The sequence below is a fragment of the Variovorax davisae genome (assembly GCF_030316845.1).
In the GTDB taxonomy this organism is placed as follows: domain Bacteria; phylum Pseudomonadota; class Gammaproteobacteria; order Burkholderiales; family Burkholderiaceae_C; genus Variovorax; species Variovorax davisae.
This window is the reverse complement of the sequence record NZ_JASZYS010000010.1, coordinates 178,314-201,537: the sequence shown is the minus strand read 5'-3', so window position 1 is coordinate 201,537 and position 23,224 is coordinate 178,314. Positions and strand designations below refer to the sequence as shown.

The window sequence follows — 23,224 nt, the reverse complement described above, 5'->3', positions numbered from 1 at the left end:
ATCAGCTTTCCTGATGCGGCAACTCAACCTCGACCAACTGCGCACCCTGGTGGCCATCGCCGACCTCGGCAGCTTCTCGGCCGCCGCCCGGGCCCTGCACCTGGCGCAACCCACGGTCAGCCTGCACGTCAGCGAACTCGAATCGCGCCTGGACACCCGGCTGGTGGTGCGGGGCGGCCGGCGCATCGCGCCCACGGCTGCGGGCGCCGCACTGGTCGAGCGCGCGCGGCGCCTGCTGCGCGATGCCGACGACGCCGTGGACGCCGTGCGGCGCCAGGCCGAAGGGCGGACGGGCCGCGTCCGGCTGGGCACTTCGACGGGCATCGTGGTCGAACTGTTGCCGCAGGTGCTCGAGGAGCTGGAGCGCGACCACCCCGGCATCGATGTCGAGGTCTGCATCCTCGGCTCGTCCGAGGCCATGTCGCGCCTCGCGATGGGTACGCTGGACATCGGCCTGGTGGCGATTCCGCAGCCACCGATGCGCGACCTGACGGTCACGCGCTGGCGCAGCCAGTCGATGATGGCTTTCGTGCCGAAAAAGTGGGCGGCGCCGAAGCGGGCCACGCCGCGTTGGCTGGCAGAGAAGCCCTTGATCTTCAATGACGCGACCACCCACATGTACCGGCTGACGATGGAATGGTTCGCGGCGATCGGCGAATCGCCGCGCCCGCGCATCGAGCTCAACTTCGACGCGGCGATGCTCGCGCTGGTGGCGGCCGGCTACGGTGCGGCGGTGCTGCCGTTGCACCAGCCGGTGGGGGCGGACTTCAACGAGCGGCTGCAGGTGTTGCCGCTGAGCCCGAAGCTGACCCGGCATCTGGGCATCGCGCACCGGCCGCGCGCGACGCTCGACGGAGCGACCGAATGCGTGCTCCAGATCCTCGAGCGGTTCAGCCAGCGGTAGGCAGCGCGTTCGCGGCGTTGCCGCTCAGAGCGCCCGCCCGACCACCGCCAGCGCGAACACGAGCACGCCCAGCGCCAGGTTGGTGGCGACCAGCTTGCGGATCAGGTTCAGGTTCGCGGCCGCCACCGGCCACTCGCCGGCCGCCACCGCGCGCAGCAGCCGCGGATAGGGCGCGAAGCGCAGGTGCAGGAACAACGCCATCATCACCAGCCCGAGGGTGAACATCGCATGCACGCTCCAGTGCATCCGCGCGAAGCCGCCGCCGGCCCAGACCAGCAGCAGGCCGCTCGCCAGCAGCACGCCGATGGCGCTCGAGACGCCGACGAAGAAGCGCGACAGCGCCGCCGCCATGAACGGCAGCCGCAGCGGCGGCTCGAGCCGCGCGACCGCGGCGGGGCGGACCGCGAAGTGCATCGTCGCCATGCCGCCGACCCAGAAGGCGGCGGCGAGCAGGTGGAGGAACAGCAGGAGGGCGGGAAGGAGGGGCATGGCGTAGCGTAGACCAGAACGCCGATGGCCCGCTGGTTCAGCGGGGCTTGTCGAAGCCGCTCTCGATCCAGGCCTCGGCGCTGGCGGCGCTGAGCCTGAAGTCCGGCTTCACGCGCAGCTCGGCGAGTTCGCTGCCGGATTCGTCATGCGCGCGCAGCATCGCGTGCGGGTTGTCCTCGTCGGGCACGATCTGCAGCGACACGCGGATGCGCCCGGAGCCGGCGCCCACGCTGACATGCTTGTTCAGTCGCGCATGCAGCTGCTGCTCGTGGCGGCGCAGCACCTCGTTGGCGGTCTTCACCAGCGTGTGGAAGGCCGGCGCGTCGAGCGGCTTCGGGTTCTTCTTGTCGCGGCCCATGGTCCAGGGACCGACCAGCGCGGGCTCCGGGTCGCCCTGGCGGGTCATCGCGACGGCCCAGCCGTCGTCGTCCTCGTTCTTGATCACGCGGGCGGTCCAGAGCGCGTCGCTCCAGAGGGTGGCTTCCTGGATCGGGGTGGCAGTGTCTGTCATGAAGGCATTCAAAAAATGGAAAGGCCGGTGCGGGCCGTGAACAGCTCGAGCGCCTTCAGCCCGAGCAGCGAATTGCCGTTGCCGTCGAGGGCCGGCGACCAGACGCACAGCGTCAGCTTGTCGGGCACCACGGCGACGATGCCGCCGCCGACGCCGCTCTTGCACGGCAGGCCGATCGAGAAGGCGACGTCGCCGGCGGCGTCGTAGGTGCCGCAGGTGAGCATCAGCGAATTGATGCGGCGCGCATGGCGCTCGCTCGTGACCTCGGCTTCGCCGTCGATCGGGTGGGCGCCGTCGCGGCACAGGAAGCCGGCGGCACGCGCCAGCTGCCGGCAGCACATCCGGATCGCGCACTGGTGGAAGTAGAGGCTCAGCACCTCGCGCACGTCGTTGTCGATCTTGCCGAAGCTTTTCATGAAGTTCGCCAGCGCGACGTTGCGAAAGCCGGTCACGGCTTCCGAGGCGGCGACCTCCTCGTCGTAGGCGACGGCTTCGCCGCAGAGGTTCGACATCAGCGCGATCAGGTCGGCCTGGGCGTGCCCCAGGCTCACCAGCCGGTCGGCCACCGCGATGGCGCCGGCATTGATGAAGGGATTGCGCGGCTTGCCCTGCTCGTTCTCCAGTTGGACCAGCGAATTGAACGGGTTGCCCGAGGGCTCGCGGCCGATGCGCTCCCACAGCGCATCGCCGAGTCGGCGCATCGCCAGGGTCAGCGTGAACAGCTTCGAGATGCTCTGGATCGAGAACGGCGTGTCGGCATCGCCGGCCGCGGCCTCCTGGCCCTCGCAGGTCCGCAGGGCGATGCCGAACTGCTGCGCCGGCACCCGCGCCAGCGCCGGGATGTAGCTGGCCACCTGGCCCTCGGCGCCCAGCAGCGGACGGATCTCGGCCTCGATGGCGTCGAGCACGGGCTGGAAATTCATGGCTTGGCTCCCGGGCGCCGGTTCACGAGCACGATGCCGAGCGCCACGCCGCACAGCGCCAGCACCAGCTGCAAGGTCAGCGGTTCGGCCAGCAGCACGACGCCGAACACCAGCGCGAACAGCGGCGTCAGGAAGGTGAAGGAAGAGATCCGCGTGGCCGGATAGTGCCGCAGCAGCCACATCCAGGCCAGGTAGCTGGCGAAGGCGCCGATCACGGTCTGCAGGCCGATCGAGAACCAGGCGTAGCCCGAATACGCGAAGCCCCAGCGCTCGCCGAGCAGCAGCGACAGCAGCGGCGAGACCGCCGCCGTCACGGCGATTTGATAGAACAGCGTCTTCTCGGCGCTGGCGGTGGCGAGCCGGGTGGCGCGGATCGCCAGCGTCGTCAGGCCCCACAGCACGCCGCCGGCCAGCGCCAGGGCATCGCCGCGCAGCTGCGCCGAGGTGCTGTGGCCGAAGCTCTCGCTGAAGGCCACCACCACGCCCGCGAAGGCGATCGCCAGCCCCACCCACTGCAGGCCCCGCAGCCGTTCGGCCGGCACCCAGCGCGGCAGCAGCACGGCCACCACGAAGGGCGAGGTGTAGAGGAACACCGTGAGCCGCGAGGCGGTGGTGAGCTGCAGCCCGAGGTAGATGCAGGTGAATTCGCCCGCGAACAGCGCGCCCGCCAGCAGGCCGCCGGGCAGCGTGCCGTCGCGCTCGAACAGCGGCACGCCGCGCCGCGCGCACCAGGCCCACAGGAGCACCACCGCGCCCGTCATGCGGATCGAGGCCTGCCACAGCGGCGGCACCTCGCCGACGGTGGTCTTGATGAGGATCTGCTGCAGGCCCCAGAACGCGCAGCAGGCGATCAGCAGGGCGGTGGCGCGGGTGTCGAGGTGTTCCTTGCGTTCGATCATTCCGGGGGGTTCTGTTCTTCTCGTGGCGCCGCCGGGGGCCGGCGGGGCGGTGTCAGGGGGACGCGAGCGCATAGGGCGGGTGGCCGCGCGTGCCGACCATCAGTTCGGGCAGCACCACCTCCACGTCGGGCACGCTGCGGGCGGCGCGGTCCAGCGCGGCGGCCATGGCGCGCGAGGGCACGCAGCCCTGCAGGTAGACCCAGCGGCGCTGGATCACGACCCAGACGCTGGCGCGCCGCACGCCCGGCACCGCGGCCAGCGCCGCCTGCACCTTGGGCGCCAGCGGCTTGTCGTAGCGGTAGGCGTTGCTGTCGGCGCAGCGGCCGGCCAGCCAGCAGCTGGTGCCGCGTTCGAGGCGGGAGTGCATCTGCGCGCGCCGCTCCTCGGCGGTCAAGAGCGGCCCTTCGGGCACCGGGCAGCTGCGCATGCCCGACGCGACCTGGAAGAAGGGGTCGTCGAACCAGTTCTGCTTGAGCGGCCGTGGCGGCTCCTGGGCCGGCGCGGGTTCGACGGCGCAGGCCACCGCCAGCAGCACGGCCGGCGCGGCCTTCAAAGCGGATGCTCCGTGTAGAAGCGCCCGCCGTGGAACAGCAGCGGCGAGGCGCCCGCGCTGTGCATGCAGCGCTCGACCTCGCCGACGAAGATCACGTGGTCGCCCTCGTCGTAGCGGCTGCGGTTGAAGCACTCGAAGCTGGCCGCGGCGCCCACCAGCACCGGCGCCCCGCCGACGCCCTCGGTGAAGTCGACGTCGGCCCAGCGGTCGATGTCCTTGGCCGCGAAGCGCTCGGCCAGGCTCTTCTGGTTGGCCGCGAGGATGTTGATCGCATAGTGCGAACCGGTGCTCAGCGCCGCCATCGAGGCCGCGCTGCGCGCCAGGCTCCACAGCACCAGCGGGGGATCGAGCGAGACCGAGTTGAAGGAGTTGGCGGTCAGGCCCACCAGGGCCCCGTTCGCCGCCCGCGCCGTGACGATGGTCACGCCGGTGGCGAACATGCCGAGCGAGGCGCGAAACTCGTCGATGGAGAAGGAAGGCGGTTGCGCCTGGGCGGGAGCGGTCACGGAAGAGGGGGGCAGTTGGAGGTCCATTTTGGCCGATCGGCCGCGCGGTCGCTGGCGCCGGCCGGAACGCTCAGCCGAAGAACCAGTAGCCGACCGCGATCGCGGCCACCACGCCGGCCAGTTCCGCCAGCAGCGCGCAGCCGACCGCATGGCGTGCCCGCTGGATGCCGACCGCGCCGAAATACACCGCCAGCACATAGAACGTGGTCTCGGTGCTGCCCTGGATGGTGGCGGCGACCTGGGCCGCGAAGCTGTCGACGCCGTGGCTCTGCATGGTCTCGATCAGCATCGCGCGCGCCGCGCTGCCCGAGAAGGGCTTGACCAGCGCGGTCGGCAGGGCGTCGACGAAGCGGGTGTCCCAGCCGGTGCGCGCGACCACCCAGCGGATGCCTTCGAGCGCCATGTCGAGCGCTCCCGAGGCGCGCAGCACGCCGACCGCGCTGAGCATCGCGACCAGGTAGGGCAGCAGGTTCTTGGCGACGTCGAAGCCTTCCTTGGCGCCTTCGATGAAGCACTCGTAGACCTTCACCCGCCGCAGCGCGCCGACCGCCAGGAAGAAGATGATGAGCCCGAACAGCACCAGGTTGCCCAGCAGCGAGGACAGCGCGGCCAGCGCCGCGGCCGACAGGGTCGCCAGCAGCGCCATGAAGCCGCCGAGCAGCAGCGCGCCCGGCAGCAGGTAGGCCAGCACCACCGGATCCCACAGCCGCAGGCGCTGCATGAAGGCCACGGACAGCAGCCCGACCAGCGTCGAGGCGCTGGTCGCCAGCAGGATCGGCAGGAACACCAGCGTCGGATCCGGCGCGCCCTGCTGCGCCCGGTACATGAAGATCGTCACCGGCAGCAAGGTCAGCGAGGAGGCGTTGAGCACCAGGAACAGGATCTGCGCGTTGCTCGCGCTGCTCGCGCTCGGGTTCAGGGTCTGCAGTTCGCGCATCGCCTTGAGTCCGATCGGCGTGGCGGCGTTGTCGAGTCCGAGTGCGTTGGCGGCGAAGTTGAGCGTGATCAGGCCGAGCGCCGGGTGCCCGGCCGGCACCTCGGGCATCAGCCGGCGGAACAGCGGGCCGAGCAGCCGCGCCAGCCGGTCGACGACGCCCGCCGCCTCGGCGATGCGCAGGAAGCCGAGCCACAGGGTCAGCGTGCCGAACAGCAGCACCATGACCTCGACCGACAGCCTGGCCATCGCGAACAGGCTTTCGACCATCGAGGCGAACACGCCGGCGTCGCCGCCCAGCAGCCAGCGGCCGAGCGCCGCGGCCACCGCGGTCAGGAAGAAGCCGAGCCACAGGCCGTTGAGCACGCCTAGCGCCCGGCAGCGGATGCGCGGGGGCGCGGCACCTCGACCAGCAGCGCCGGGTCGAAGTTGTCCTGCTCCCCCTTGCCCAGGTAGCCGAGCGGATTCGCGACCACGCGACACCCGTCCTTCAGGTAGTCGAACTGGCAATGGAGGTGGCCGTGCAACCACAGGTCGGCCTGAGGCAGCAGTTCGTCGAGGCTGTTGCAGAAGCCAGCCGTGCCCGGACTCAGGCCATAGCGGGGATCGGCGCTCGCCAGGCTCGGCGCGAAATGCGTGATCGCCACCGTCGTGCCTTCGAAGGGTTGGGCGAGCGCCTCGCGCAGCCAGGCCTGGCAGGCCAGCGCCTGCTCCCTCAGGGCGTCGGCGAGAAAGATCTGGCCGCCGCGCGTGGTGGCCGCCTTCTGCAAATAGAAGTTGGCGGCGCGCATCGCCTTGCCGCGCTTCTTGAGGGCCTCGGCCAGGCCGTCGCCGGGCTCGACCAGGGCGTCGAAGTCGGCCCACAACGTGGTGCCGACGAAGCGCACGCCGTCGATGACCCGCGTTTCGCGTTCCAGCCAGAGGATGTCCAGCGCCTCGCAGGTCGCGCGCAGCCGCTGGTGGACGTCATCGAAATCGGCGTTGTCGTACTCGTGGTTGCCCGGGACGTAGATCACCGGCGTCGGCCAGCCGTGGCGCGGCGAGAAGCGGGCCAGGCCGAAATCGGGTTCGGCCAGCGACGAGCCGGCCTGGTAGGAGCCGATGTCGCCGGCCAGCACCAGCAGGTCGGCGCCGACCGCCGGCGCAACCTGGAGATGCGGATGGACCTCGATGTGGAGGTCCGAGAGCAGCTGAAGCTTCATGGGTGCGGATGCAGTCTAGCGGATGAGGTTATGCGTTTTGTGCATGGCGCCCAACTTGAATACATGGGGAAAACCCTTATTCTTGATTCATCGTCACTCGGCGCCGCCCATTGGGGCAGCGCACCATCATGTTTCACCTTCTTGCCCTCGTGGCCCGTTTTTTCCGTCCGACCCTGCAGGCTGTCGATGCCAGCCCGGCCGCCATCCTGATGCAGAACGCCGACCGCCGCGCCGGTCTCGACGCCCATCACGCGCAGGAACTGCGCGCCGCCGCCAGCGCCTGGCTCAGCGTCGTCCGCTAAGCGCCCGCGAACGCGGCCTGCGCGGATCGCAGCAGCGCCTGCCGCAGCCAGCCGTGCGCATGCGCATGCTGCGCCCGCCGATGCCAGAGCGCATCCACGTGCACCAGGGGCTGGTCGAAGGGCAGCTCGCGCAGCACCAGGTGGTCGTCGATCCCGGTCACCCGGGCGAAGTGCCTCGGCATCACCGTCAGCAGGTCCGAATTGGCCACCACGCGCCCGGCCGTGAAGAACTGGTTCACCGTGACCACGATGCGCCGTTCGCGCCCCAGCGCGCCCAGGGTCTGGTCGATGAAGCCGTAGGGCCGCCCCGAGAAGCTGACCAGCAGGTGGCGCGCGGCGCAGAAGCTGTCGAGCGTCAGCGGGGCGTCGGCCAGCGGATGGCCCCGGCGCATCACGCACACGTACTGCCCGACATACAGCCGCTGGGTCTCGAAGGGCTCGCCGACGCCGGACTGCCCGCGCGCCGCCAGGCTGGCGATCACGGCCGGAAAGTAGCCGATCGCGACATCGACCTCCTCCTGCTCCAGCATCCGGCGCGGATCGCGGGTGGTCAGCGGCAGCACGCGCAGCGACACGGCGCGCGCCTCCTCCTCGACGATCCGGATCAGCCCGGGCATCAGCTCGGCGGCGGTGGCGTCGGCCATCGCCAGCAGGAAGGTCGTGTCGGCGATGCCGGCATCAAATTCGCCCGGCGCCAGCGTGTGCTGGAGCTGCCGCAGCGCGTCGCGCACCGTCGGCCAGAGCGCCAGCGCCCGCGGCGTGGGCTCGACCCCCGCGCCGGCGCGCCGGACCAGTTCATCGCCCAGCACCTCGCGCAGGCGCCGCAGCGCATTGCTGACCGCCGGCTGGGTGATCGCCAGGTTGCGGGCCGCGCGCGTGAGATTGCGCTCCGCCATCACTTCGTCGAAGACGCGAAGCAGGTTGAGGTCGAGCGTGCGAAAGTTTACGTCCATAAGCAACGTGAATGATAAACATCAGCAGGATAAAGTGGCAAAACATTAGGGTAACCCCTAATATCAGGGCATCGGCTTCGGCCACTCGTCCTTTCAGGAGGAACACCATGACCAGCTTCATCCACGTTGACCAGCCCGCCACCCATCCCGGCATCGTTCGCGCCGAGGCGGCGTTCGAACAGGTGCGCGCAGCCCGCCGCGGCTTCGACGGCGCGCGTGGCCTGGCCGCCCTGCTGCTGGCCGCGATCGTGTCCTCGCTGCTGGTGGTCGCCGACCGGCTGGTGTCGATCACCCAGGAAGGCGGCCTGATGGTGGCCTGGCTGGTGCTGTGGGCCGTGGCCTTCATCGGACTGGCCTTCTTCGCCGGCACGGCACGTTCGCTGGCGGTCCGCGCCATCGCCGCCGGCCGGAACGTGGCCCAGCGCCGCGCCGCAGCGCGCGCCGACGAGCGCTTCCTGGCCTACGCCAAGCACGACCCGCGCATCCTGAACGAGCTGCACGTCATCGCCACGCACCAGCAAGTGGCCGACGCCGAGCCGCTGGTCACGGCCAAGGACCAGTCGCTCGCCCGGATCGCGAAGCGCTCCGCCGAGGTTCGCACCCCGACGCTCCACGAAGCCATGCGCCGCGTCAACCTCGGCCAGTACTATTGATCCTGCCCTCGGGCATGACGCAAAAAAGCCGCCCTCGGGCGGCTTTTTCGTGGGCGCTCGCCGGGCTCAGGCGGCCAGGCGCTTCTCGATCGCTGCCTTCGTCGCCGGCAACTCCTGCGGCAGATGGTGCGACAACTCCTCGAACAGTTCCGCGTGCAGCTCGAGCTCGGCCTGCCAGGCGGCCTTGTCGATGCTGGTGACGGTGTCGAACTGCTTGGCGCTGAAGTCCAGCCCGGTCCAGTTCAGGTCTTCGTAGCGCGGGCTGACGCCGAACACGTGCTCGCTGCCTTCGGCCTTGTGCTCGATGCGGTCGATCATCCACTTGAGCACGCGCATGTTCTCGCCGTAGCCCGGCCAGACGAACTTGCCGTCCTCGCCCTTGCGGAACCAGTTGGTGGTGTAGATCTTCGGCAGCCTAGCGCCCGAGGCTTCGAGCTTCTTGCCGAGGTCCAGCCAGTGCTGGAAGTAATCGCTCATGTTGTAGCCGGCGAAGGGCAGCATCGCGAACGGATCGCGCCGCACCACGCCCTGCTGGCCGGCGGCCGCGGCGGTGGTCTCGGAGCCCATGGTCGCGGCCATGTAGACGCCCTCCACCCAGTTGCGGGCCTCGGTCACCAGCGGCACCGTGGTCGAGCGGCGGCCGCCGAAGATGAAGGCATCGATGGCGACGCCCTTCGGATCGTCCCAGGCGGCGTCGAGCGCCGGGTTGTTGATGGCGGCCACCGTGAAGCGGGCGTTCGGATGGGCGGCCTTGGCGCCGGTCTCCTTGGCGATCGCGGGCGTCCAGTCCTTGCCTTGCCAGTCGATCGCGTGGGCCGGTGCTTCGCCCATGCCTTCCCACCAGACGTCCCCGTCGTCGGTCAGCGCGACGTTGGTGAAGATCACGTCGCGGTCGAGGCTGGCCATGCAGTTCGGATTGGTCTGCATGTTGGTGCCGGGCGCGACGCCGAAGTAGCCGGCTTCGGGATTGATCGCGTGGAGCTTGCCGTCGGCGCCGGGCTTGATCCAGGCGATGTCGTCGCCGATGGTCGTGACCTTCCAGCCGTCGAAGCCGGCCGGCGGGATCAGCATCGCGAAGTTGGTCTTGCCGCAGGCGCTCGGGAAGGCGGCCGCCACGTGGTATTTCTGGCCCTGCGGATTGGTCACGCCGAGGATCAGCATGTGCTCGGCCAGCCAGCCTTCGTCGCGGCCCATGTTCGAGGCGATGCGCAGCGCGAAGCACTTCTTGCCGAGCAGGGCGTTGCCGCCATAGCCCGAGCCGTAGCTCCAGATCTCGCGCGTCTCCGGGTAGTGGACGATGTACTTGGTCTTGTTGCAGGGCCAGGCCACGTCTTTCTGGCCGGCTTCCAGCGGTGCGCCGACCGTGTGGACGCAGGGCACGAACTCGCCGTCGTCGCCCAGCACGTCGAACACGGCACGGCCCATGCGCGTCATGATCTTCATGTTGACCGCCACATAGGGGCTGTCGGACAGTTCGATGCCGATGTGGGCAATGGGCGAGCCCAGCGGGCCCATGCTGAACGGCACCACGTACATCGTGCGGCCCTTCATGCAGCCGTCGAACAGGGGCTGCAGGGTGGCGCGCATCTCGGCCGGCGCCATCCAGTTGTTGGTCGGGCCGGCGTCTTCCTTGCGGGCCGAGCAGATGAAGGTGCGGTCTTCGACGCGGGCGACGTCGCTCGGGTCGGAGGTGGCGAGGAAGGAATTGGGGCGCTTGGCCGGATCGAGCTTCTTGAAGGTGCCGGCGTCGACCATCTGCTGGCAGAGGCGGTCGTATTCTTCCTGGCTGCCGTCGCACCAGTGGATGCGCTCGGGCTTGCACAGGGCAGCCATCTCGGCCACCCACGCGATCAGTTTCGCGTTCTTGACGTAGGAGGGTGCCTGCATGGCAAGACCCTTCAGCGGTGCGTTCATCGTCTATCTCCTAAGTTGTAAATCGTCTTTTCGAACGGGACGCGAGGCCACGGGGCGATCGAGATCCGTTGGAGAAAACGCTTCCGTCTAGGGAGGGGCTGGATGGAAGACCGTGCGGACCGGGGGATGGGTCGTGGCAGTGACGGCCGGCCCGGCTGCGGCAGGGGGCACCCCGCTGGCGGCATGCAATGCCGCGCGGTGGCGCCGCCGGGTTCAGGCCATGTAGATGGCGATGGAGGCCAGGAGGAGCATCAGCACCCCGCCCACCAGCGGCAGCACCAGGGGCATGAGGGGCACGATCGACTCGACCGCGTCTTGTTCGACGGCGGCGGCGTGGCCGGGTTCGATGGGGGTGGGGTTCGACATCTGGCTTCCTTGGGTTCTCAAGACTGGGGCCATTTTACCGGCTGGGCCGCGGGCCTCGGTCTAGGGGGTTGCCAGACCTTTTGCCGGCCCCGGGGGCGAGCGATCGAGCCAATCCCCCCAGTCGGTGGCGCACCACGGGTTCTCGGATTTCGCTGCCGCCTTCGGCCAAGCCTTGTAGAAGCTGCCGTTGAGCTGGCTGCGGGCGATCAGGAAATTGACGAAGCGCCGCAGCAGCACCCGGTCGGGCCCGCTGTGGGGCGCTTCATGCCAGAAGGCGTCGAGCGGGCCCTGGTGGCACAGGCCCGGCATGTCGTAGATCGCCTCGCCCAGGGCCTTGACCGGAACGTGGTGCTCCAGGGCTTGCAGCCCCGTCGTGCTGTTGACCACCACCACGCCGCGGGCGTGCCTGAGCAGCGTCGGCAGATGCTGGTCGTGGATGTAGAAGCAGCGCTGGGCGATCCCGTGCGCCCGGGCGAGCCGCCGTACCAGGGCGGCGTAGTCGGTGTAGCCGCGGCTCATGGGGTGGTGCTTGATCACCAGGGCGGTGTCGGCGGGGGCGTGGCGGGCGAACGAGACGAGCACCTCCTCGACGAAAGCTTCCACCGAGTCGAAGCTCGAATGCACGAAGATCTGCGCGTCGTTGAAGACCTGCAGCGGCACCAGGAAGAAGTGCTTGTCCCAGCGAGTGCAGAGGCGCTCCAGCATGCCGTGCTGCAGCGCCCTGTACTTGAGCTTGCGCCAGCCCGAGCGGACCCAGGGCCAGGCTTCGGTCAGCGCGAGCGTGCGATGGTGCTCATAGCGGGGAAACCAGGGCTTGCCCAGGCTGCCGATCGAAAAATACAGGAACGCCCACCCCGCCATGTGCCAATAGGTGTTGCCCAGTGCCTTGCGGCGGGGGCGGGCGGCCTCGGGCTGCGCCAGGTAGAACGACGGCTGGCGGGGCACCTGCGAGTGGCCGTTCACGCCGTGGCGCTCGAAGGTCATGTAGTGCGGGCGCAGGTAGCCCTCTTCGAACACGCCGACCTCCAGCCCGCGCCGCATGGCGATCTCGTGTGCCACCACGTGGATCGGGCGGCAATCGCCGAACAGCAGGATCACGTCGATGTCCAACTCGTCGAGCAGGGCTTCCAGCCAGGCCGGCCAGTCGGCCATCGCGCCCTTGAACGAGAAGGCGCCGCGCCGGTAGAACAGGCGGTCGCCGGCATTGAAGTTGACCTTGAAGACGCGGGCGCCGGCCAGTTTCAGGTCCTGGGCCAGGCGGCTGAAAAAAGGTCCTACCGGTCCTTGCAGCAGGAGGACGCCTTGCCCTCGGAAGGCGTGGATTCCGCGTTCGATCATGTCGCCCCGAGGCTAATGGCGAAGCGGCGCCAACCCTTCCGGTCGAGCGCGAGGGAGCCCTTTCAGGCGAACGAACCGAAAATTCCGAAGAGCCGGCCGACCCGTTCTTAGCGCTGCTCGACGGCTTCGAAGCCTGCCGCCGCCAGGGCCTCCAGCACGGCCGCCAGATGCTCCCGCCCACGGGTCTGCAGCACCAGCTCGACGTCGACGTTCTGCGCTGCCAGCATGGTGAAGGCGCGCTGATGGTGGACTTCGTCGATGTTGGCGCCCGCTTCTGCGACAGTGGCCGTGATATGGGCCAGCGAGCCCGGCACGTCGCGGGCGCTGACCCGCACGCGGGCGAGCCGGCCGGCGCGCACCATGCCGCGCTCGATGATCGCCGCCAGCAGCAGCGGGTCGATGTTGCCGCCCGACAGCACCAGGCCCACGCGCTGGCCCCGGAAGCGGTCGGGATGGCGGATCAGCGCGGCCAGGCCGGCGGCGCCCGCGCCCTCGACCAGCGTCTTCTCGATCTCCAGCAGCATCAGCACCGCCTGCTCGATGTCGCCCTCGTCGACCAGCAGCAGCTCGTCGACCTCCCGGGCGATGATGTCGCGCGTCAGCACGCCGGGCGTGCCGACGGCGATGCCCTCGGCGATGGTGCTGGTCCCCTGGGGATGGTGGGTGCCCTGCACCGCGTTCACCATGGCCGGAAAGCGCGAGGTCTGGACGCCCACGATGCGGATGCCGGGCTTGCGCGCCTTGGCGGCCAGCGCCATGCCCGCGGCCAGGCCGCCGCCGCCGACCGACACCACCAGCACGTCCAGGTCGGGGACCGCGTCGAGCATCTCGAGCGCCACCGTGCCCTGGCCGGCGATGATCGCCTCGTCGTCGTAGGGGTGGACGAAGGCCAATCCCTCGCGTTCGGCCAATGCCAGCGCGTGCGCGCGGGCGGCGTCCAGCGTGTCGCCGTGCAGCACCACTTCGGCGCCGAAGCCGCGCGTGCGTTCGATCTTCACGCCCGGCGTGAAGCGCGGCATGACGATCAGGGCTCGCAGGCCCAGGCGCTGCGCGTGGTAGGCCACGCCCTGCGCGTGGTTGCCGGCCGACATGGCGATCACGCCACGGGTGCCGCCTTCGGCCAGGTCGACCAGCTTGTTACATGCGCCGCGCTCCTTGAACGAGGCGGTGAACTGCAGGTTCTCGAACTTCAGGAAGACCTGGGCGCCGACGATCTCGGACAGGGTCCGCGATTCGACGCAGGGGGTTTCTAGCAACTGCCCGTGGAGACGCAGGGCCGCGCGCTCGATGTCTTCGATTCCAACCATCGGCGCCATTGTGGACGGAATCGCAACATCCTGGTATTTCGTGTCCGCAGGCTTCCCGAAGCCAATACTCTGCGTTATGGTCGCTTCCAGATTCACACATCCCCTCGGGGGAGGTTGCCAGATGGTCAAGCGTTCCGGTGTCGATGCAGTGGCTGCGGCTTCCCGCGGCCATGCACTGCCGTCGCCCGGACTCAAGGAAGCGCCGGTGCTCGAACTCATGTGTTCGCACTTCGTGCTCACGCTCGCGGCCAAGCAGGGCCCGCGCTTCAACGTGCGCCGCGACCTCAACGGCCTGCTGTCGCTCACCGGCCGCCATCTGGTCTGGCCGCTGCCGGTGCTGCACCGGCTGCGCGAGTTCCTCGGCCGGCGTTGCGTCGGCAACGAGGTCTGGAAAGGGGTCGAGGATTTCGACGGCCGCACGCTGCTCGACCGCCACGGCGTCTGGCGCGGGCCCTACGAAGAAGGCACGCTGTTCTTCTACCTCGACGAATACGCCAAGGACCAGCCCAAGGACCTGCTGTCGGTGCTGTCGGTCACGCGCGACTGGCTCACCCATGCGCTGCGCAAGCAGTCGACCCTGGTCGAGAAGAACATCGATGCGCTGGCCGGCCTGCTGCAGCTCAACAAGGCCGAGCGCGCGCTGCTGCTCTACGGCACCCTGGCGCGCTACCAGCGCGACCTGCGTTCGCTGCTGGTCGAGTTCAAGGTCAACAACGCGCCGGAGGCCTACGCCGCGATCGCCGAGGTGGCCGGCGTCAATGCCAGCGAAGTCGGCGAGGCGCTGCGCGCGGGCTCGCGGCTGGAGCGCATCGGGCTGGTCGAGAACCTGATCTCCGAGCACAACATCACCGACCTGGCCGACCTCATGAAGGTCAGCGAGAAGCTGCCGCCGGTGCTGATGCGCGAGTACCGCGACCGCAACGAGCTGATGGCGGTGTTCACCCGCCCGTCCGCCAAGAGCAGCCTCTCGGTGCACGACTTCTCCTTCGTCGAGGACGAGGCCCGGATGCTGGTCACCCTGCTGCGGGCGGCGGTCGCGCGCAAGGAGCCCGGCGTCAACGTGCTGCTCTACGGCCCGCCCGGCACCGGCAAGACCGAACTCGCCAAGGTGGTGGCGCAGGCCGCGGGGCTGGAGCTGTTCGAGGTCGAGTATGCCGACCGCGATGGGAACTCGCTGTCGGGCCGCGACCGCTACCGTTCGCTGCAGATCGCACAGGTGTTCCTCAAGGGCAGCGAGCAGTCGGCGCTGCTGTTCGACGAGGTCGAGGACGTGTTTCCGCCGATCAGCACCGAGGCCGCCCAACTGATGGCGCGCGCCGAACAGATTCCCTCGCCGGCCAGCGGCAGCGTCAGCGGCAAGGCCTGGGTCAACCAGATCCTCGAATCGAACGCGGTGCCGACCTTGTGGGTCACCAACCGCATCGAGCAGATCGACCCGGCCTTCCGGCGCCGCTTCGCCTACCACCTCGAGCTCAAGTCGCCGCCACCCGGCGCGCGCGAGCAGCTGGTGCGCAAGACGCTCGAAGGCGTCTCGGTGTCCGAGGCCTTCACCGCCAAGCTGGCCGGGCGCAAGGGCCTGACACCGGCGCAGATCCGCACCGCGGTGCGCTTCGCCGAGCTGGCGATGACCGAGGGCGGCTCGGTCGAGAACCTGATCGAGCGCCAGCTCAAGAACGCCGATCTCGCGCTCGGCACGCCCGATGCCCTGGGCGCGCGCCGCAGCGTCACGACCTACGACCTCGACATGCTCAATGTCGAGACCCGCTTCGAGATCCCGCGCATCGTCGAGGCCCTGAAGGCCCGCGGCCACGGCACGCTGTGCTTCTATGGTGCGCCCGGCACCGGCAAGACCGCCCTGGCGGAGCACATCGCGAAGGCGATCGGCCGGCCGCTGATCATCAAGCAGGCCAGCGACCTGATGAGCAAATACGTCGGCGAGACCGAGCAGAACATGGCGGCCATGTTCAAGGAGGCCGAGGCCGAGAAGGCGGTGCTGCTGCTCGACGAGGCCGACAGCTTCCTGCAGGACCGCCGCGGAGCCCAGCGCACCTACGAGGTGACCGAAGTCAACGAGATGCTGCAGGGCATGGAGCGCTTCGACGGCATCTTCGTCTGCACCACCAACCTGCTCGACCGGCTCGACCAGGCGGCGCTGCGCCGCTTCACCTTCAAGATCAAGTTCATGCCGCTGACGGGCGAGCAGCGCGAGCGGATGTTCGTCACCGAGGCGCTGGCCGGCGATGCAGCCCGGTTGACCCATGACATCAAGCTTCGGCTCGCCAGGCTGCCGCAGTTGTGTCCGGGCGACTTCGCGGCCGTCAAGCGCCAGACCGACATCCTGTCGGTGGCCTTCTCGGCCGACGAGTTTCTCGACCAGCTCGATGCCGAGCACCGGATCAAGCCCGAAGTGCGCGAGTCGCGCGGCATCGGCTTCGTCCAGTAAGGTTGCACACAAGAAAAGCGCGACTGGCCGCGCACGAGGGGGAGCGATCGATGAGGGCTGTCCGGACTGTCCGGCGAATGGGCGCGGCGCGCCGTGTCTTGGGCGCCGCCGCGCTGGCGCTGCTGGGTCTGCTCGGCGCCTGTGGCGGGGGTGGCGGCGGCGGCGGCGGCGGCGGCGGCGGCGCCGCCGCCCTGCCGCTGGCCGCGCCGGCCGCCGTGGCCCCGGGCGACGACCCGATCGTCCCTTCGTCCAGCGTGCAGGGCCAGTGCGCGGCGCCGCGCGGCGGCATCGATCCGGACACCGGCGCATCGTTTCCCGACCAGCCCGGTTCGGCGACCACCGAGAAGCGCTGGCTGCGGGCCTGGATCGACGAAACCTACCTCTGGTATGCCGAAGTGCCCACCACGGTGGTGGCCAGCGAGTACGCGACGCCGCTCGCCTACTTCAACGTCCTCAAGACACCGCTGTCGACCCCCTCGGGCAGGCCCAAGGACCGCTACCATTTCACCGCCGACACCGCGCAATACCGGGCCCTGTCGCAAGGCGGCGTCCTGATCGGCTACGGACTCGAACTCGCCTTCCTGAGCGCCGTGCCACCGCGCGACATCCGCGTGGCCTTCACCGAGCCCGGCTCGCCGGCGGCCCAGGCGGGCTTCGATCGCGGCCTCAGGCTGGTCGAGATCGACGGCATCGACGTGGTGGCGGGCGCGGACGCGGCGGCACTCAACGCCGCGCTGTCGCCCACGCGGGTCGGCGAGACCCACAGCTTCAGGCTGCAGGCGCCCGACGGCAGCCTGCGCAGCGCGAGCCTGACGGCGGCCGCCGTCACCCGCACCTCGGTGCAGAACGTGAAGACGATCGCCACCGACAGCGGCCCGGTCGGCTACCTGCTGTTCAACGACCACACCTCGGGCGCTGAAGCGCAGCTGATCGCGGCGATCGAGCAGTTCAAGGCCGCGTCGGTCACCGACCTCGTGATCGACATGCGCTACAACGGCGGCGGCTTTCTGGACATCGCCAGCGAACTGGCCTACATGGTCGCCACGCCGGCGGCCACCCGCGGCGCGGTCTTCGAGGTGCTGCAGTTCAACAGCAAGAACCCGTTCCGGATCACGGCGGCGCAGGCCATCGTGCCCTTCCATGCGACCACGCGCGGCTTCTCGGCCTCGGCCGGCCAGCCGCTGCCGCAGCTGGGCCTGTCGCGCGTCACCGTGCTGGCGGGGCCCGACACTTGTTCGGCCAGTGAATCGGTGGTCAACGGCTTGCGCGGTATCGGGATCACGGTGAACCTGATCGGTGGCGGCACCTGTGGCAAGCCGTACGGCTTCTACCCGCAGGACAACTGCGGCACGACCTATTTCGCGATCCAGTTCCAGGGCGTGAACCAGCAGGGCTTCGGCGACTATGGCGACGGCTTCGCGCCCACCTGCACGGTGGCGGACGACTTCGGCCATGCGCTGGGCGACGCCGCCGAGAGCCGGCTCGCCGCCGCGTTGAGCTTTCGCAGCACGGGCGCCTGCCCGGCCGCGCCGCAGGCCCGGGGCGGCAGCGCGCTCGGCAAGGCGGCGGCTGCCGAAACGCCCTACCTGATCCGCTCACCCCTGCGCGAGAACCGGATCATTTCACGGCCCTAGAAGGCGGCACAGACGCGCAGCACGTCGGTGCCGTAGGCCTCGAGCTTCTTGCTGCCGATGCCGCTGATGCCCTGCAGGTCTTCGAGCGTCGCGGGCGCGCGCTCGGCGATCGCGGCCAGGGTGGCGTCGTGGAAGATCACGTAGGCCGGCAGGTTGTGCTCCTTCGCGACCTCGCCGCGCCAGGCCTTGAGCGCCGTGAAGCGGGCCTGGCCGGCGGCGTCGAGCGTGGCGGCGGCCGGCGAGGGCGCGCCGCGCGCGCTCTTTTCGCGCCGCGACTTGCGCTCGGCCGGCGAGGAGATCGATTCGCGCAGCATCACCTGGACCTCGCCCTTGAGCACGGCCCGCGAGCCGTCGGTGAGCTGCAGGGTGTTGTAGGCCTGGGCGTCGACCGAGAGCGCGCCGGTGGCGATCAGCTGGCGCAGCACGCCGCGCAGCTGCGCCTCGCTGAAGTCGTCGCCGATGCCGAAGGTGCTGACGCGCTCGTGGCCGAACTGCTTGACCTTCTCGGTGGCCTTGCCGCGCAGGATGTCCATGATGTGGCCGGCACCGAAGCTGATGCCGCTTTGCTGCTGCACCCGGTAGATGGTGGAGAGCAGCTTGCGCGCCGCATCCGTGCCATCCCACACCTGGGGCGGGGTGATGCAGTTGTCGCAATTGCCGCAGGGCGTGCTTTTTTCGCCGAAATAGCCGAGCAGCCGCACGCGCCGGCAGTCGCTGGCTTCGGCCAGCGACAGCAGCGCATCGAGCTTGCCGCGCATCACCTGCTTGAACTCCTCGCCGGCCGGGCTCTCGTCGATCATGCGGCGCTGGTTGACGACGTCCTGCAGGCCGTAGGCCATCCAGGCGTCGGCCGATGCGCCGTCGCGGCCGGCGCGGCCGGTCTCCTGGTAGTAGCCCTCGATGTTCTTCGGCATGTCGAGGTGGGCCACGAAGCGCACGTCGGGCTTGTCGATGCCCATGCCGAAGGCGATGGTGGCGACCATCACGATGCCTTCGTCGCGCAGGAAGCGGTCCTGGTGCTTCTGGCGCAACGCGGCGTCGAGCCCGGCGTGGTAGGGCAGGGCGTTGATGCCGGCGTCGACCAGGGTCTGGGCCACGTCCTCGACGCGCTTGCGCGACTGGCAATAGACCACGCCCGCGTCACCCTCGTGCTCGCGCTCGATGAAGCGCAGCAGCTGGGTGGTGGCTTCCTTTTTCTCGACGATGGTGTAGCGGATGTTCGGCCGGTCGAAGCTGGAGACGAACTGGCGCGCTTCCTCCAACTGCAGCCGCTCGACGATGTCGGCGCGCGTGAGCGCGTCGGCGGTGGCGGTGAGCGCGATCCGCGGCACGCCGGCATAGCGCTCGTGCAGCACCGTGAGCGCGCGGTACTCGGGCCGGAAGTCGTGGCCCCACTGGCTCACGCAATGGGCCTCGTCGATGGCGAACAGCGCCAGCTTGCCGCGCTCCCGGAGCGAATCGAGCTGCGACAGGAAGCGCGGCGTGTTGACCCGCTCGGGCGCCGCGTACAGCAGGGTGATCTCGCCGCGCAGCATGCGGCGCTCGACGTCCTGGGTCTGCTCCCAGTCGAGCGTGGAATTGAGGAAGGCGGCATCGACGCCGGCCTCGTGCAGGGCGCCGACCTGGTCGTGCATCAGCGCGATCAGCGGCGACACGACCACGGTCACGCCATGGCCGGCGCGCTGACGGGCGATGGCGGGGATCTGGTAGCACAGCGACTTGCCGCCGCCGGTGGGCATCAGCACCAGGGCGTCCCCGCCGGCCACGACGTGGTCGACGATCGCCTGCTGCGGGCCGCGGAACTGCGCGTAGCCGAAGATCTCGTGGAGGATCGACTGCGGATCGTCGGCGCCGGACGAAGGCGCGGAGTCGGGAGAGGCGAGGGGCAAGGCGGACACGGTTCGGCGTTGGATGAGGGCCGGCCCGCCAGCATGCGGCGGCGGGCCGGCCCTCATTGTCGCTTGGCGGCGCCTGCCGGCTGTCAGCTGCGGATGTTTTCGCGGCCGAAAACCGCCATCAGCGTGCACGCCATGGTGGCCACCAGTTTCTCGCGGCCCTCGTCCAGCGCGTAGGCATGGCCCTCGCACACCGTGACCGTGCGCCCGGGCTTGACCACGCTGCCGACCATGCGGAAGGTCTGGCCCTTGGCGGGCCCGAGCAGGTTGATCTTGTATTCGATGGTCAGCACCGCGGCGTCGGCCGGCATCAGCGTGAAGCCGGCGTAGCCGCAGGCCGAATCGAGCGCGGTCGCCACCATGCCGGCATGCAGGAAGCCGTGCTGCTGGGTCAGGCCGGCGGCCCATTCGAGTTCGATCGCCACCCGGCCGGGCGCGATCTCGCCCAGCCGGGCGCCGAGCGTGGCCATGGCGCCCTGGCGCTCGAAGCTCTGGCGCACGCGTTGCGCGTAGTCGGGGTCCGGGGGAACGAAGGTGGCAGGCATCGGGGCTGGAACTGACGTTGGCGCCAACGTGAATTATGGAGTGGCCGGCCCGTCCCGCCCTGGCACGGCGCTTGCGACCCATGGCCATGTTCGCCGCAGCTGCTCCTGTCTAGACAACTTTTGGTGCATGAAACCGCTTTCGCGCACTGCGAAGGGGCAAAGCACCACTTGCCATCGACCGGGATTCCGGGTTAACCTGTATATACAGGTGCAGCACGGGGAATGACACTCGGTGGCCCTGCTGGACGACGAATACTTTTTCCTGCGCGGCTAGCCGAAAACTTTTGAAACGCAACAGGAGAACCTGAATGGTCAAGACGGTCGGAAAAATCGCTTCGCTGGTGGCGGCTGGTGCATGCATCGCGGGCATGGCGGCGAGCGCCCATGCCGAGGACACCAAGATCACGCTGGGCATGTCGGGCTGGACCGGCTTCGCGCCGCTGACGCTGGCCGACAAGGCGGGCATCTTCAAGAAGAACGGCCTGGAGGTCGACCTGCGCATGATCCCGCAGAAGGACCGCCACCTGGCGCTGGCCTCGGGCGCGATCCAGTGCGCCGCCACCACGGTCGAGACGCACGTGGCCTGGAACGCCAACGGCGTGCCGATCGTCCAGATCTTCCAGATGGACAAGTCCTACGGCGCCGACGGCCTGGCCGTGCGCAACGACGTCAAGAGCTTCGCCGACCTGAAGGGCAAGGCGATCGGCGTCAGCGCGCCGGGCACCGCGCCGTACTTCGGCCTGGCCTGGATGCTCAACAAGAACGGCATGAGCATGAAGGACGTGAAGCTGGTCTCGCTCGAGCCGCAGCCCGCCGCCCAGGCCTTCGTGGCCGGCCAGAACGACGGCGCGATGACCTACGAGCCCTACCTCTCGACCGTGCGCGCCAACCCCGCCGCCGGCAAGATCCTGGCCACCACGCTCGACTACCCGATGGTGATGGACACGGTCGGCTGCGCCCCGACCTGGCTCAAGTCCAACGCCAAGGCCGCCCAGGCGCTGGCCAATTCGTACTTCGAGGCCCTCGACATGATCAAGACCGACCCGGCCAAGGCCAACGAGATCATGGGCGCCGCGGTCAAGCAGAGCGGCGAGCAGTTCGCCAAGTCGTCGGCCAACCTGCGCTGGTCGGACAAGGCGGCGAACCAGAAGTTCTTCGCCAACGACATCGTCCCGTTCATGAAGGACGCGCAGGTGATCCTGCTGGAGTCGGGCGTGATCCGCAAGGCGCCGGACGACCTGAACGCGACCTTCGACACCAGCTTCATCAAGTAAGCAGAGCGAGATCACCATGAGCGCGACGCCTGTCATGAACTCATCCCATCCGGTGCACGCAGCGGTGCCGGCCGCATCGACGGCGCCGCGGCGGCGCCGTGCGCTGGCGCCGCTGGAGCCCGTCGGCGCGCGGGCGCGCTGGCTGCTGGGCGTCGGCTTCTTCGTGCTCTTCGTCGCGGTCTGGGCGCTCTTCACGCTCGGCGGCTTCGTGTCGCCGACCTTCCTGGCCAGCCCGGTCACGATGGTCAAGGAAGCCGTGCTGCTCTTCACCGAGTTCAACTTCGGCCACGACATCGGCATGACCGTCTGGCGCGTGTTCGGCGGCTTCGTGCTGGCCACCGTCGTGGCGGTGCCGCTGGGCATCGCGATGGGCACCTGGAAGAGCGTCGAGGCCTTCTTCGAGCCCTTCGTCTCGTTCTGCCGCTACCTGCCGGCCTCGGCCTTCATTCCGCTCTTGATCCTCTGGGCCGGCATCGGCGAGACGCAGAAGCTGCTGGTGATCTTCATCGGCTCGGTGTTCCAGATCACGCTGATGGTGGCGGTCACGGTCGGCAGCGCGCGGCGCGACCTGGTCGAGGCCGCCTACACGCTGGGCGCCAACAGCCGCGGCATCGTGCTGCGGGTGCTGATCCCGGGCGCCGCGCCGGGCATCGCCGAGACGCTGCGCCTGGTGCTGGGCTGGGCCTGGACCTACGTGATCGTGGCCGAGCTGATCGGCTCGTCGTCGGGCATCGGCCACATGATCACCGACAGCCAGGCGTTGTTGAACACCGGCCAGATCATCTTCGGGATCATCGTCATCGGCGTCATCGGGCTCATTTCCGACTTCGCTTTCAAGGCGCTCAACCGCCGCCTCTTCGCCTGGAGCACGATCTGATGAACCAGCTTTCCATTCGCGGCGTCTCGCGCACCTTCACCGGCACGCGCGGCCAGACCACGCAGGCGCTGCTGCCGATCGACTTCGAGGTGCGCGAGAACGATTTCGTCACCATCCTCGGCCCCTCGGGCTGCGGCAAGTCCACCCTGCTGCGCATCGTCGCCGGCCTCGACTACCCGACCGAAGGCCGCGTGCTGCTCGACGGCCAGACCATCGAAGGGCCGGGCGCGGACCGCGGCGTGGTGTTCCAGAGCTACACCCTGTTCCCCTGGCTCACGATCGCGCAGAACATCCGCTTCGGCCTGCGCGAACGCGGCATGTCCGAGGCCGACCAGAAGGAGCGCAGCGATTTCTTCATTGCCAAGGTCGGCCTGCGCGGCTTCGAGAACCATTTCCCCAAGCAGCTGTCGGGCGGCATGCAGCAGCGCACCGCGATCGCGCGCGCGCTGGCCAACGACCCCAAGATGCTGCTGCTCGACGAGCCCTTCGGCGCGCTCGACAACCAGACCCGCGTGCTGATGCAGGAGCTGCTGCTCGGCATCTGGGAGTCGGCCCGCAAGACGGTGCTGTTCGTCACCCATGACATCGACGAGGCGATCTTCATGGCCAACCGCGTGGCCGTGTTCAGCGCCCGGCCCGGCCGCATCAAGACCGAGATCCCGGTCGACTTCGGCCACCCGCGCCACTACACCATCAAGACCTCGCCCGAGTTCATGGACATCAAGGCCCGGCTCACCGAAGAGATCCGCGCCGAATCGATGGCCGCCGCCGAGCATTGATCCCCAGTCCCGAGAAAGACCGA

General features: G+C 69.2%; 23 protein-coding genes. 8 read left to right on the top strand and 15 right to left on the bottom strand.

Translation table 11 applies throughout. From position 1 onward, the window contains the following. Positions 1–13 precede the first annotated feature (13 nt). Positions 14–904 (top strand): LysR family transcriptional regulator, encoded by an 891-nt coding sequence (locus QTI33_RS22865; RefSeq protein WP_286508628.1) that lies wholly within the window; start codon positions 14–16, stop codon positions 902–904. A gap of 24 nt (positions 905–928) precedes the next feature. On the opposite strand, the gene QTI33_RS22860 is transcribed toward QTI33_RS22865, so the two are convergent. The 8 genes from QTI33_RS22860 to QTI33_RS22825 are packed head-to-tail and all read right to left on the bottom strand — an operon-like array spanning position 929 to position 6,921. Further along, positions 929–1,393 (bottom strand): CopD family protein, encoded by a 465-nt coding sequence (locus QTI33_RS22860; RefSeq protein ID WP_286508627.1) that lies wholly within the window; start codon positions 1,391–1,393, stop codon positions 929–931. A 37-nt stretch (positions 1,394–1,430) separates the two neighbouring features. Then, on the bottom strand, positions 1,431–1,904 hold the full coding sequence (locus QTI33_RS22855) for a hypothetical protein (protein ID WP_286508626.1): 474 nt from the start codon (positions 1,902–1,904) through the stop codon (positions 1,431–1,433). 8 nt (positions 1,905–1,912) lie between these two features. Continuing rightward, entirely contained in the window at positions 1,913–2,827 is a 915-nt protein-coding gene (locus QTI33_RS22850) for a glutaminase (protein ID WP_286508624.1), read from the bottom strand. After that, positions 2,824–3,726 (bottom strand): DMT family transporter, encoded by a 903-nt coding sequence (locus tag QTI33_RS22845; protein WP_286508623.1) that lies wholly within the window; start codon positions 3,724–3,726, stop codon positions 2,824–2,826. Before QTI33_RS22845 ends, QTI33_RS22850 begins: the two co-directional genes overlap by 4 nt. A gap of 52 nt (positions 3,727–3,778) precedes the next feature. Beyond that, on the bottom strand, positions 3,779–4,279 hold the full coding sequence (locus QTI33_RS22840) for a BON domain-containing protein (protein WP_286508622.1): 501 nt from the start codon (positions 4,277–4,279) through the stop codon (positions 3,779–3,781). Then, positions 4,276–4,812 carry a flavin reductase family protein gene (locus QTI33_RS22835; RefSeq protein ID WP_286508620.1) on the bottom strand — a complete coding sequence of 179 codons (537 nt, stop codon included), beginning with the start codon at positions 4,810–4,812 and terminating at the stop codon, positions 4,276–4,278. The genes QTI33_RS22840 and QTI33_RS22835 overlap by 4 nt, the downstream gene beginning before the upstream one ends. 43 nt (positions 4,813–4,855) lie before the next feature. Next, positions 4,856–6,085, bottom strand: a complete 1,230-nt coding sequence (locus QTI33_RS22830; protein WP_286508619.1) for a spore maturation protein — start codon at positions 6,083–6,085, stop codon at positions 4,856–4,858. Between the two features lie 2 nt (positions 6,086–6,087). Continuing rightward, complete coding sequence (locus QTI33_RS22825) at positions 6,088–6,921, bottom strand: metallophosphoesterase (protein WP_286508618.1); 834 nt, start codon at positions 6,919–6,921, stop codon at positions 6,088–6,090. A 149-nt stretch (positions 6,922–7,070) separates the two neighbouring features. Here QTI33_RS22825 and QTI33_RS22820 point away from each other — a divergent pair, with 149 nt between their 5' ends. After that, complete coding sequence (locus QTI33_RS22820; RefSeq protein WP_286508617.1) at positions 7,071–7,223, top strand: hypothetical protein; 153 nt, start codon at positions 7,071–7,073, stop codon at positions 7,221–7,223. Here QTI33_RS22820 and QTI33_RS22815 read toward each other — a convergent pair. Continuing rightward, positions 7,220–8,176, bottom strand: a complete 957-nt coding sequence (locus tag QTI33_RS22815) for a LysR family transcriptional regulator (RefSeq protein WP_286508615.1) — start codon at positions 8,174–8,176, stop codon at positions 7,220–7,222. The two genes, QTI33_RS22820 and QTI33_RS22815, sit on opposite strands and share 4 nt — an antisense overlap. Before the next feature lie 107 nt (positions 8,177–8,283). Here QTI33_RS22815 and QTI33_RS22810 point away from each other — a divergent pair, with 107 nt between their 5' ends. Further along, positions 8,284–8,829: a hypothetical protein gene (locus QTI33_RS22810; protein WP_286508614.1), complete on the top strand. Its 546-nt coding sequence runs from the start codon at positions 8,284–8,286 to the stop codon at positions 8,827–8,829. Positions 8,830–8,895: 66 nt separating this feature from the next. Here QTI33_RS22810 and QTI33_RS22805 read toward each other — a convergent pair whose 3' ends face one another. The 4 genes from QTI33_RS22805 to QTI33_RS22790 all read right to left on the bottom strand — a co-directional run bounded on the left by QTI33_RS22805 (position 8,896) and on the right by QTI33_RS22790 (position 13,754). Beyond that, positions 8,896–10,743: a phosphoenolpyruvate carboxykinase (GTP) gene (locus QTI33_RS22805; RefSeq protein WP_286508613.1), complete on the bottom strand. Its 1,848-nt coding sequence runs from the start codon at positions 10,741–10,743 to the stop codon at positions 8,896–8,898. 213 nt (positions 10,744–10,956) lie between these two features. Then, a complete protein-coding gene (locus QTI33_RS22800; protein WP_286372168.1) occupies positions 10,957–11,109 on the bottom strand; it encodes a hypothetical protein in 153 nt (50 codons plus the stop codon). Positions 11,110–11,169: 60 nt separating this feature from the next. Continuing rightward, positions 11,170–12,447, bottom strand: coding sequence for a capsule polysaccharide biogenesis protein (locus tag QTI33_RS22795; RefSeq protein ID WP_286508612.1), 1,278 nt, complete (start codon positions 12,445–12,447; stop codon positions 11,170–11,172). Between the two features lie 107 nt (positions 12,448–12,554). Continuing rightward, positions 12,555–13,754, bottom strand: coding sequence for a threonine ammonia-lyase (locus QTI33_RS22790; protein WP_286508610.1), 1,200 nt, complete (start codon positions 13,752–13,754; stop codon positions 12,555–12,557). A gap of 121 nt (positions 13,755–13,875) precedes the next feature. On the opposite strand from QTI33_RS22790, the gene QTI33_RS22785 reads away from it, so the two are divergent. Together QTI33_RS22785 and QTI33_RS22780 are read left to right on the top strand one after the other, a co-directional pair. Further along, positions 13,876–16,197 (top strand): ATP-binding protein, encoded by a 2,322-nt coding sequence (locus tag QTI33_RS22785; protein ID WP_286508609.1) that lies wholly within the window; start codon positions 13,876–13,878, stop codon positions 16,195–16,197. Between the two features lie 77 nt (positions 16,198–16,274). Beyond that, positions 16,275–17,831 carry a S41 family peptidase gene (locus tag QTI33_RS22780; protein ID WP_286508608.1) on the top strand — a complete coding sequence of 519 codons (1,557 nt, stop codon included), beginning with the start codon at positions 16,275–16,277 and terminating at the stop codon, positions 17,829–17,831. Here QTI33_RS22780 and recQ read toward each other — a convergent pair. Together recQ and QTI33_RS22770 are read right to left on the bottom strand one after the other, a co-directional pair. After that, the gene (recQ, locus tag QTI33_RS22775) at positions 17,828–19,720 is read right to left on the bottom strand and encodes a DNA helicase RecQ (RefSeq protein ID WP_444814879.1); all 1,893 of its coding nucleotides are present in this window, start codon (positions 19,718–19,720) and stop codon (positions 17,828–17,830) included. The two genes, QTI33_RS22780 and recQ, sit on opposite strands and share 4 nt — an antisense overlap. Positions 19,721–19,812: 92 nt before the next feature. Beyond that, positions 19,813–20,271, bottom strand: coding sequence for a PaaI family thioesterase (locus QTI33_RS22770; RefSeq protein ID WP_286508605.1), 459 nt, complete (start codon positions 20,269–20,271; stop codon positions 19,813–19,815). A 308-nt stretch (positions 20,272–20,579) separates the two neighbouring features. Here QTI33_RS22770 and QTI33_RS22765 point away from each other — a divergent pair, with 308 nt between their 5' ends. The 3 genes from QTI33_RS22765 to QTI33_RS22755 are packed head-to-tail and all read left to right on the top strand — an operon-like array spanning position 20,580 to position 23,201. Continuing rightward, positions 20,580–21,545 (top strand): ABC transporter substrate-binding protein, encoded by a 966-nt coding sequence (locus tag QTI33_RS22765; protein ID WP_286508604.1) that lies wholly within the window; start codon positions 20,580–20,582, stop codon positions 21,543–21,545. 34 nt (positions 21,546–21,579) lie between these two features. Further along, positions 21,580–22,422, top strand: a complete 843-nt coding sequence (locus QTI33_RS22760; protein WP_286508715.1) for an ABC transporter permease — start codon at positions 21,580–21,582, stop codon at positions 22,420–22,422. Further along, positions 22,422–23,201, top strand: a complete 780-nt coding sequence (locus QTI33_RS22755; protein WP_286508603.1) for an ABC transporter ATP-binding protein — start codon at positions 22,422–22,424, stop codon at positions 23,199–23,201. The genes QTI33_RS22760 and QTI33_RS22755 overlap by 1 nt, the downstream gene beginning before the upstream one ends. Positions 23,202–23,224 lie beyond the last annotated feature (23 nt).

Coding starts and splice junctions, on each gene's coding strand:
- QTI33_RS22865 (WP_286508628.1), top strand. CDS start 14: ATGCGGCAACTCAACCTCGACCAACTGCGCACCCTGGTGGCCATCGCC.
- QTI33_RS22860 (WP_286508627.1), bottom strand. CDS start 1,393: ATGCCCCTCCTTCCCGCCCTCCTGCTGTTCCTCCACCTGCTCGCCGCC.
- QTI33_RS22855 (WP_286508626.1), bottom strand. CDS start 1,904: ATGACAGACACTGCCACCCCGATCCAGGAAGCCACCCTCTGGAGCGAC.
- QTI33_RS22850 (WP_286508624.1), bottom strand. CDS start 2,827: ATGAATTTCCAGCCCGTGCTCGACGCCATCGAGGCCGAGATCCGTCCG.
- QTI33_RS22845 (WP_286508623.1), bottom strand. CDS start 3,726: ATGATCGAACGCAAGGAACACCTCGACACCCGCGCCACCGCCCTGCTG.
- QTI33_RS22835 (WP_286508620.1), bottom strand. CDS start 4,812: ATGGACCTCCAACTGCCCCCCTCTTCCGTGACCGCTCCCGCCCAGGCG.
- QTI33_RS22825 (WP_286508618.1), bottom strand. CDS start 6,921: ATGAAGCTTCAGCTGCTCTCGGACCTCCACATCGAGGTCCATCCGCAT.
- QTI33_RS22815 (WP_286508615.1), bottom strand. CDS start 8,176: ATGGACGTAAACTTTCGCACGCTCGACCTCAACCTGCTTCGCGTCTTC.
- QTI33_RS22810 (WP_286508614.1), top strand. CDS start 8,284: ATGACCAGCTTCATCCACGTTGACCAGCCCGCCACCCATCCCGGCATC.
- QTI33_RS22805 (WP_286508613.1), bottom strand. CDS start 10,743: ATGAACGCACCGCTGAAGGGTCTTGCCATGCAGGCACCCTCCTACGTC.
- QTI33_RS22800 (WP_286372168.1), bottom strand. CDS start 11,109: ATGTCGAACCCCACCCCCATCGAACCCGGCCACGCCGCCGCCGTCGAA.
- QTI33_RS22795 (WP_286508612.1), bottom strand. CDS start 12,447: ATGATCGAACGCGGAATCCACGCCTTCCGAGGGCAAGGCGTCCTCCTG.
- QTI33_RS22790 (WP_286508610.1), bottom strand. CDS start 13,754: ATGGTTGGAATCGAAGACATCGAGCGCGCGGCCCTGCGTCTCCACGGG.
- QTI33_RS22785 (WP_286508609.1), top strand. CDS start 13,876: ATGGTCAAGCGTTCCGGTGTCGATGCAGTGGCTGCGGCTTCCCGCGGC.
- QTI33_RS22780 (WP_286508608.1), top strand. CDS start 16,275: ATGGGCGCGGCGCGCCGTGTCTTGGGCGCCGCCGCGCTGGCGCTGCTG.
- QTI33_RS22770 (WP_286508605.1), bottom strand. CDS start 20,271: ATGCCTGCCACCTTCGTTCCCCCGGACCCCGACTACGCGCAACGCGTG.
- QTI33_RS22765 (WP_286508604.1), top strand. CDS start 20,580: ATGGTCAAGACGGTCGGAAAAATCGCTTCGCTGGTGGCGGCTGGTGCA.
- QTI33_RS22760 (WP_286508715.1), top strand. CDS start 21,580: ATGAACTCATCCCATCCGGTGCACGCAGCGGTGCCGGCCGCATCGACG.
- QTI33_RS22755 (WP_286508603.1), top strand. CDS start 22,422: ATGAACCAGCTTTCCATTCGCGGCGTCTCGCGCACCTTCACCGGCACG.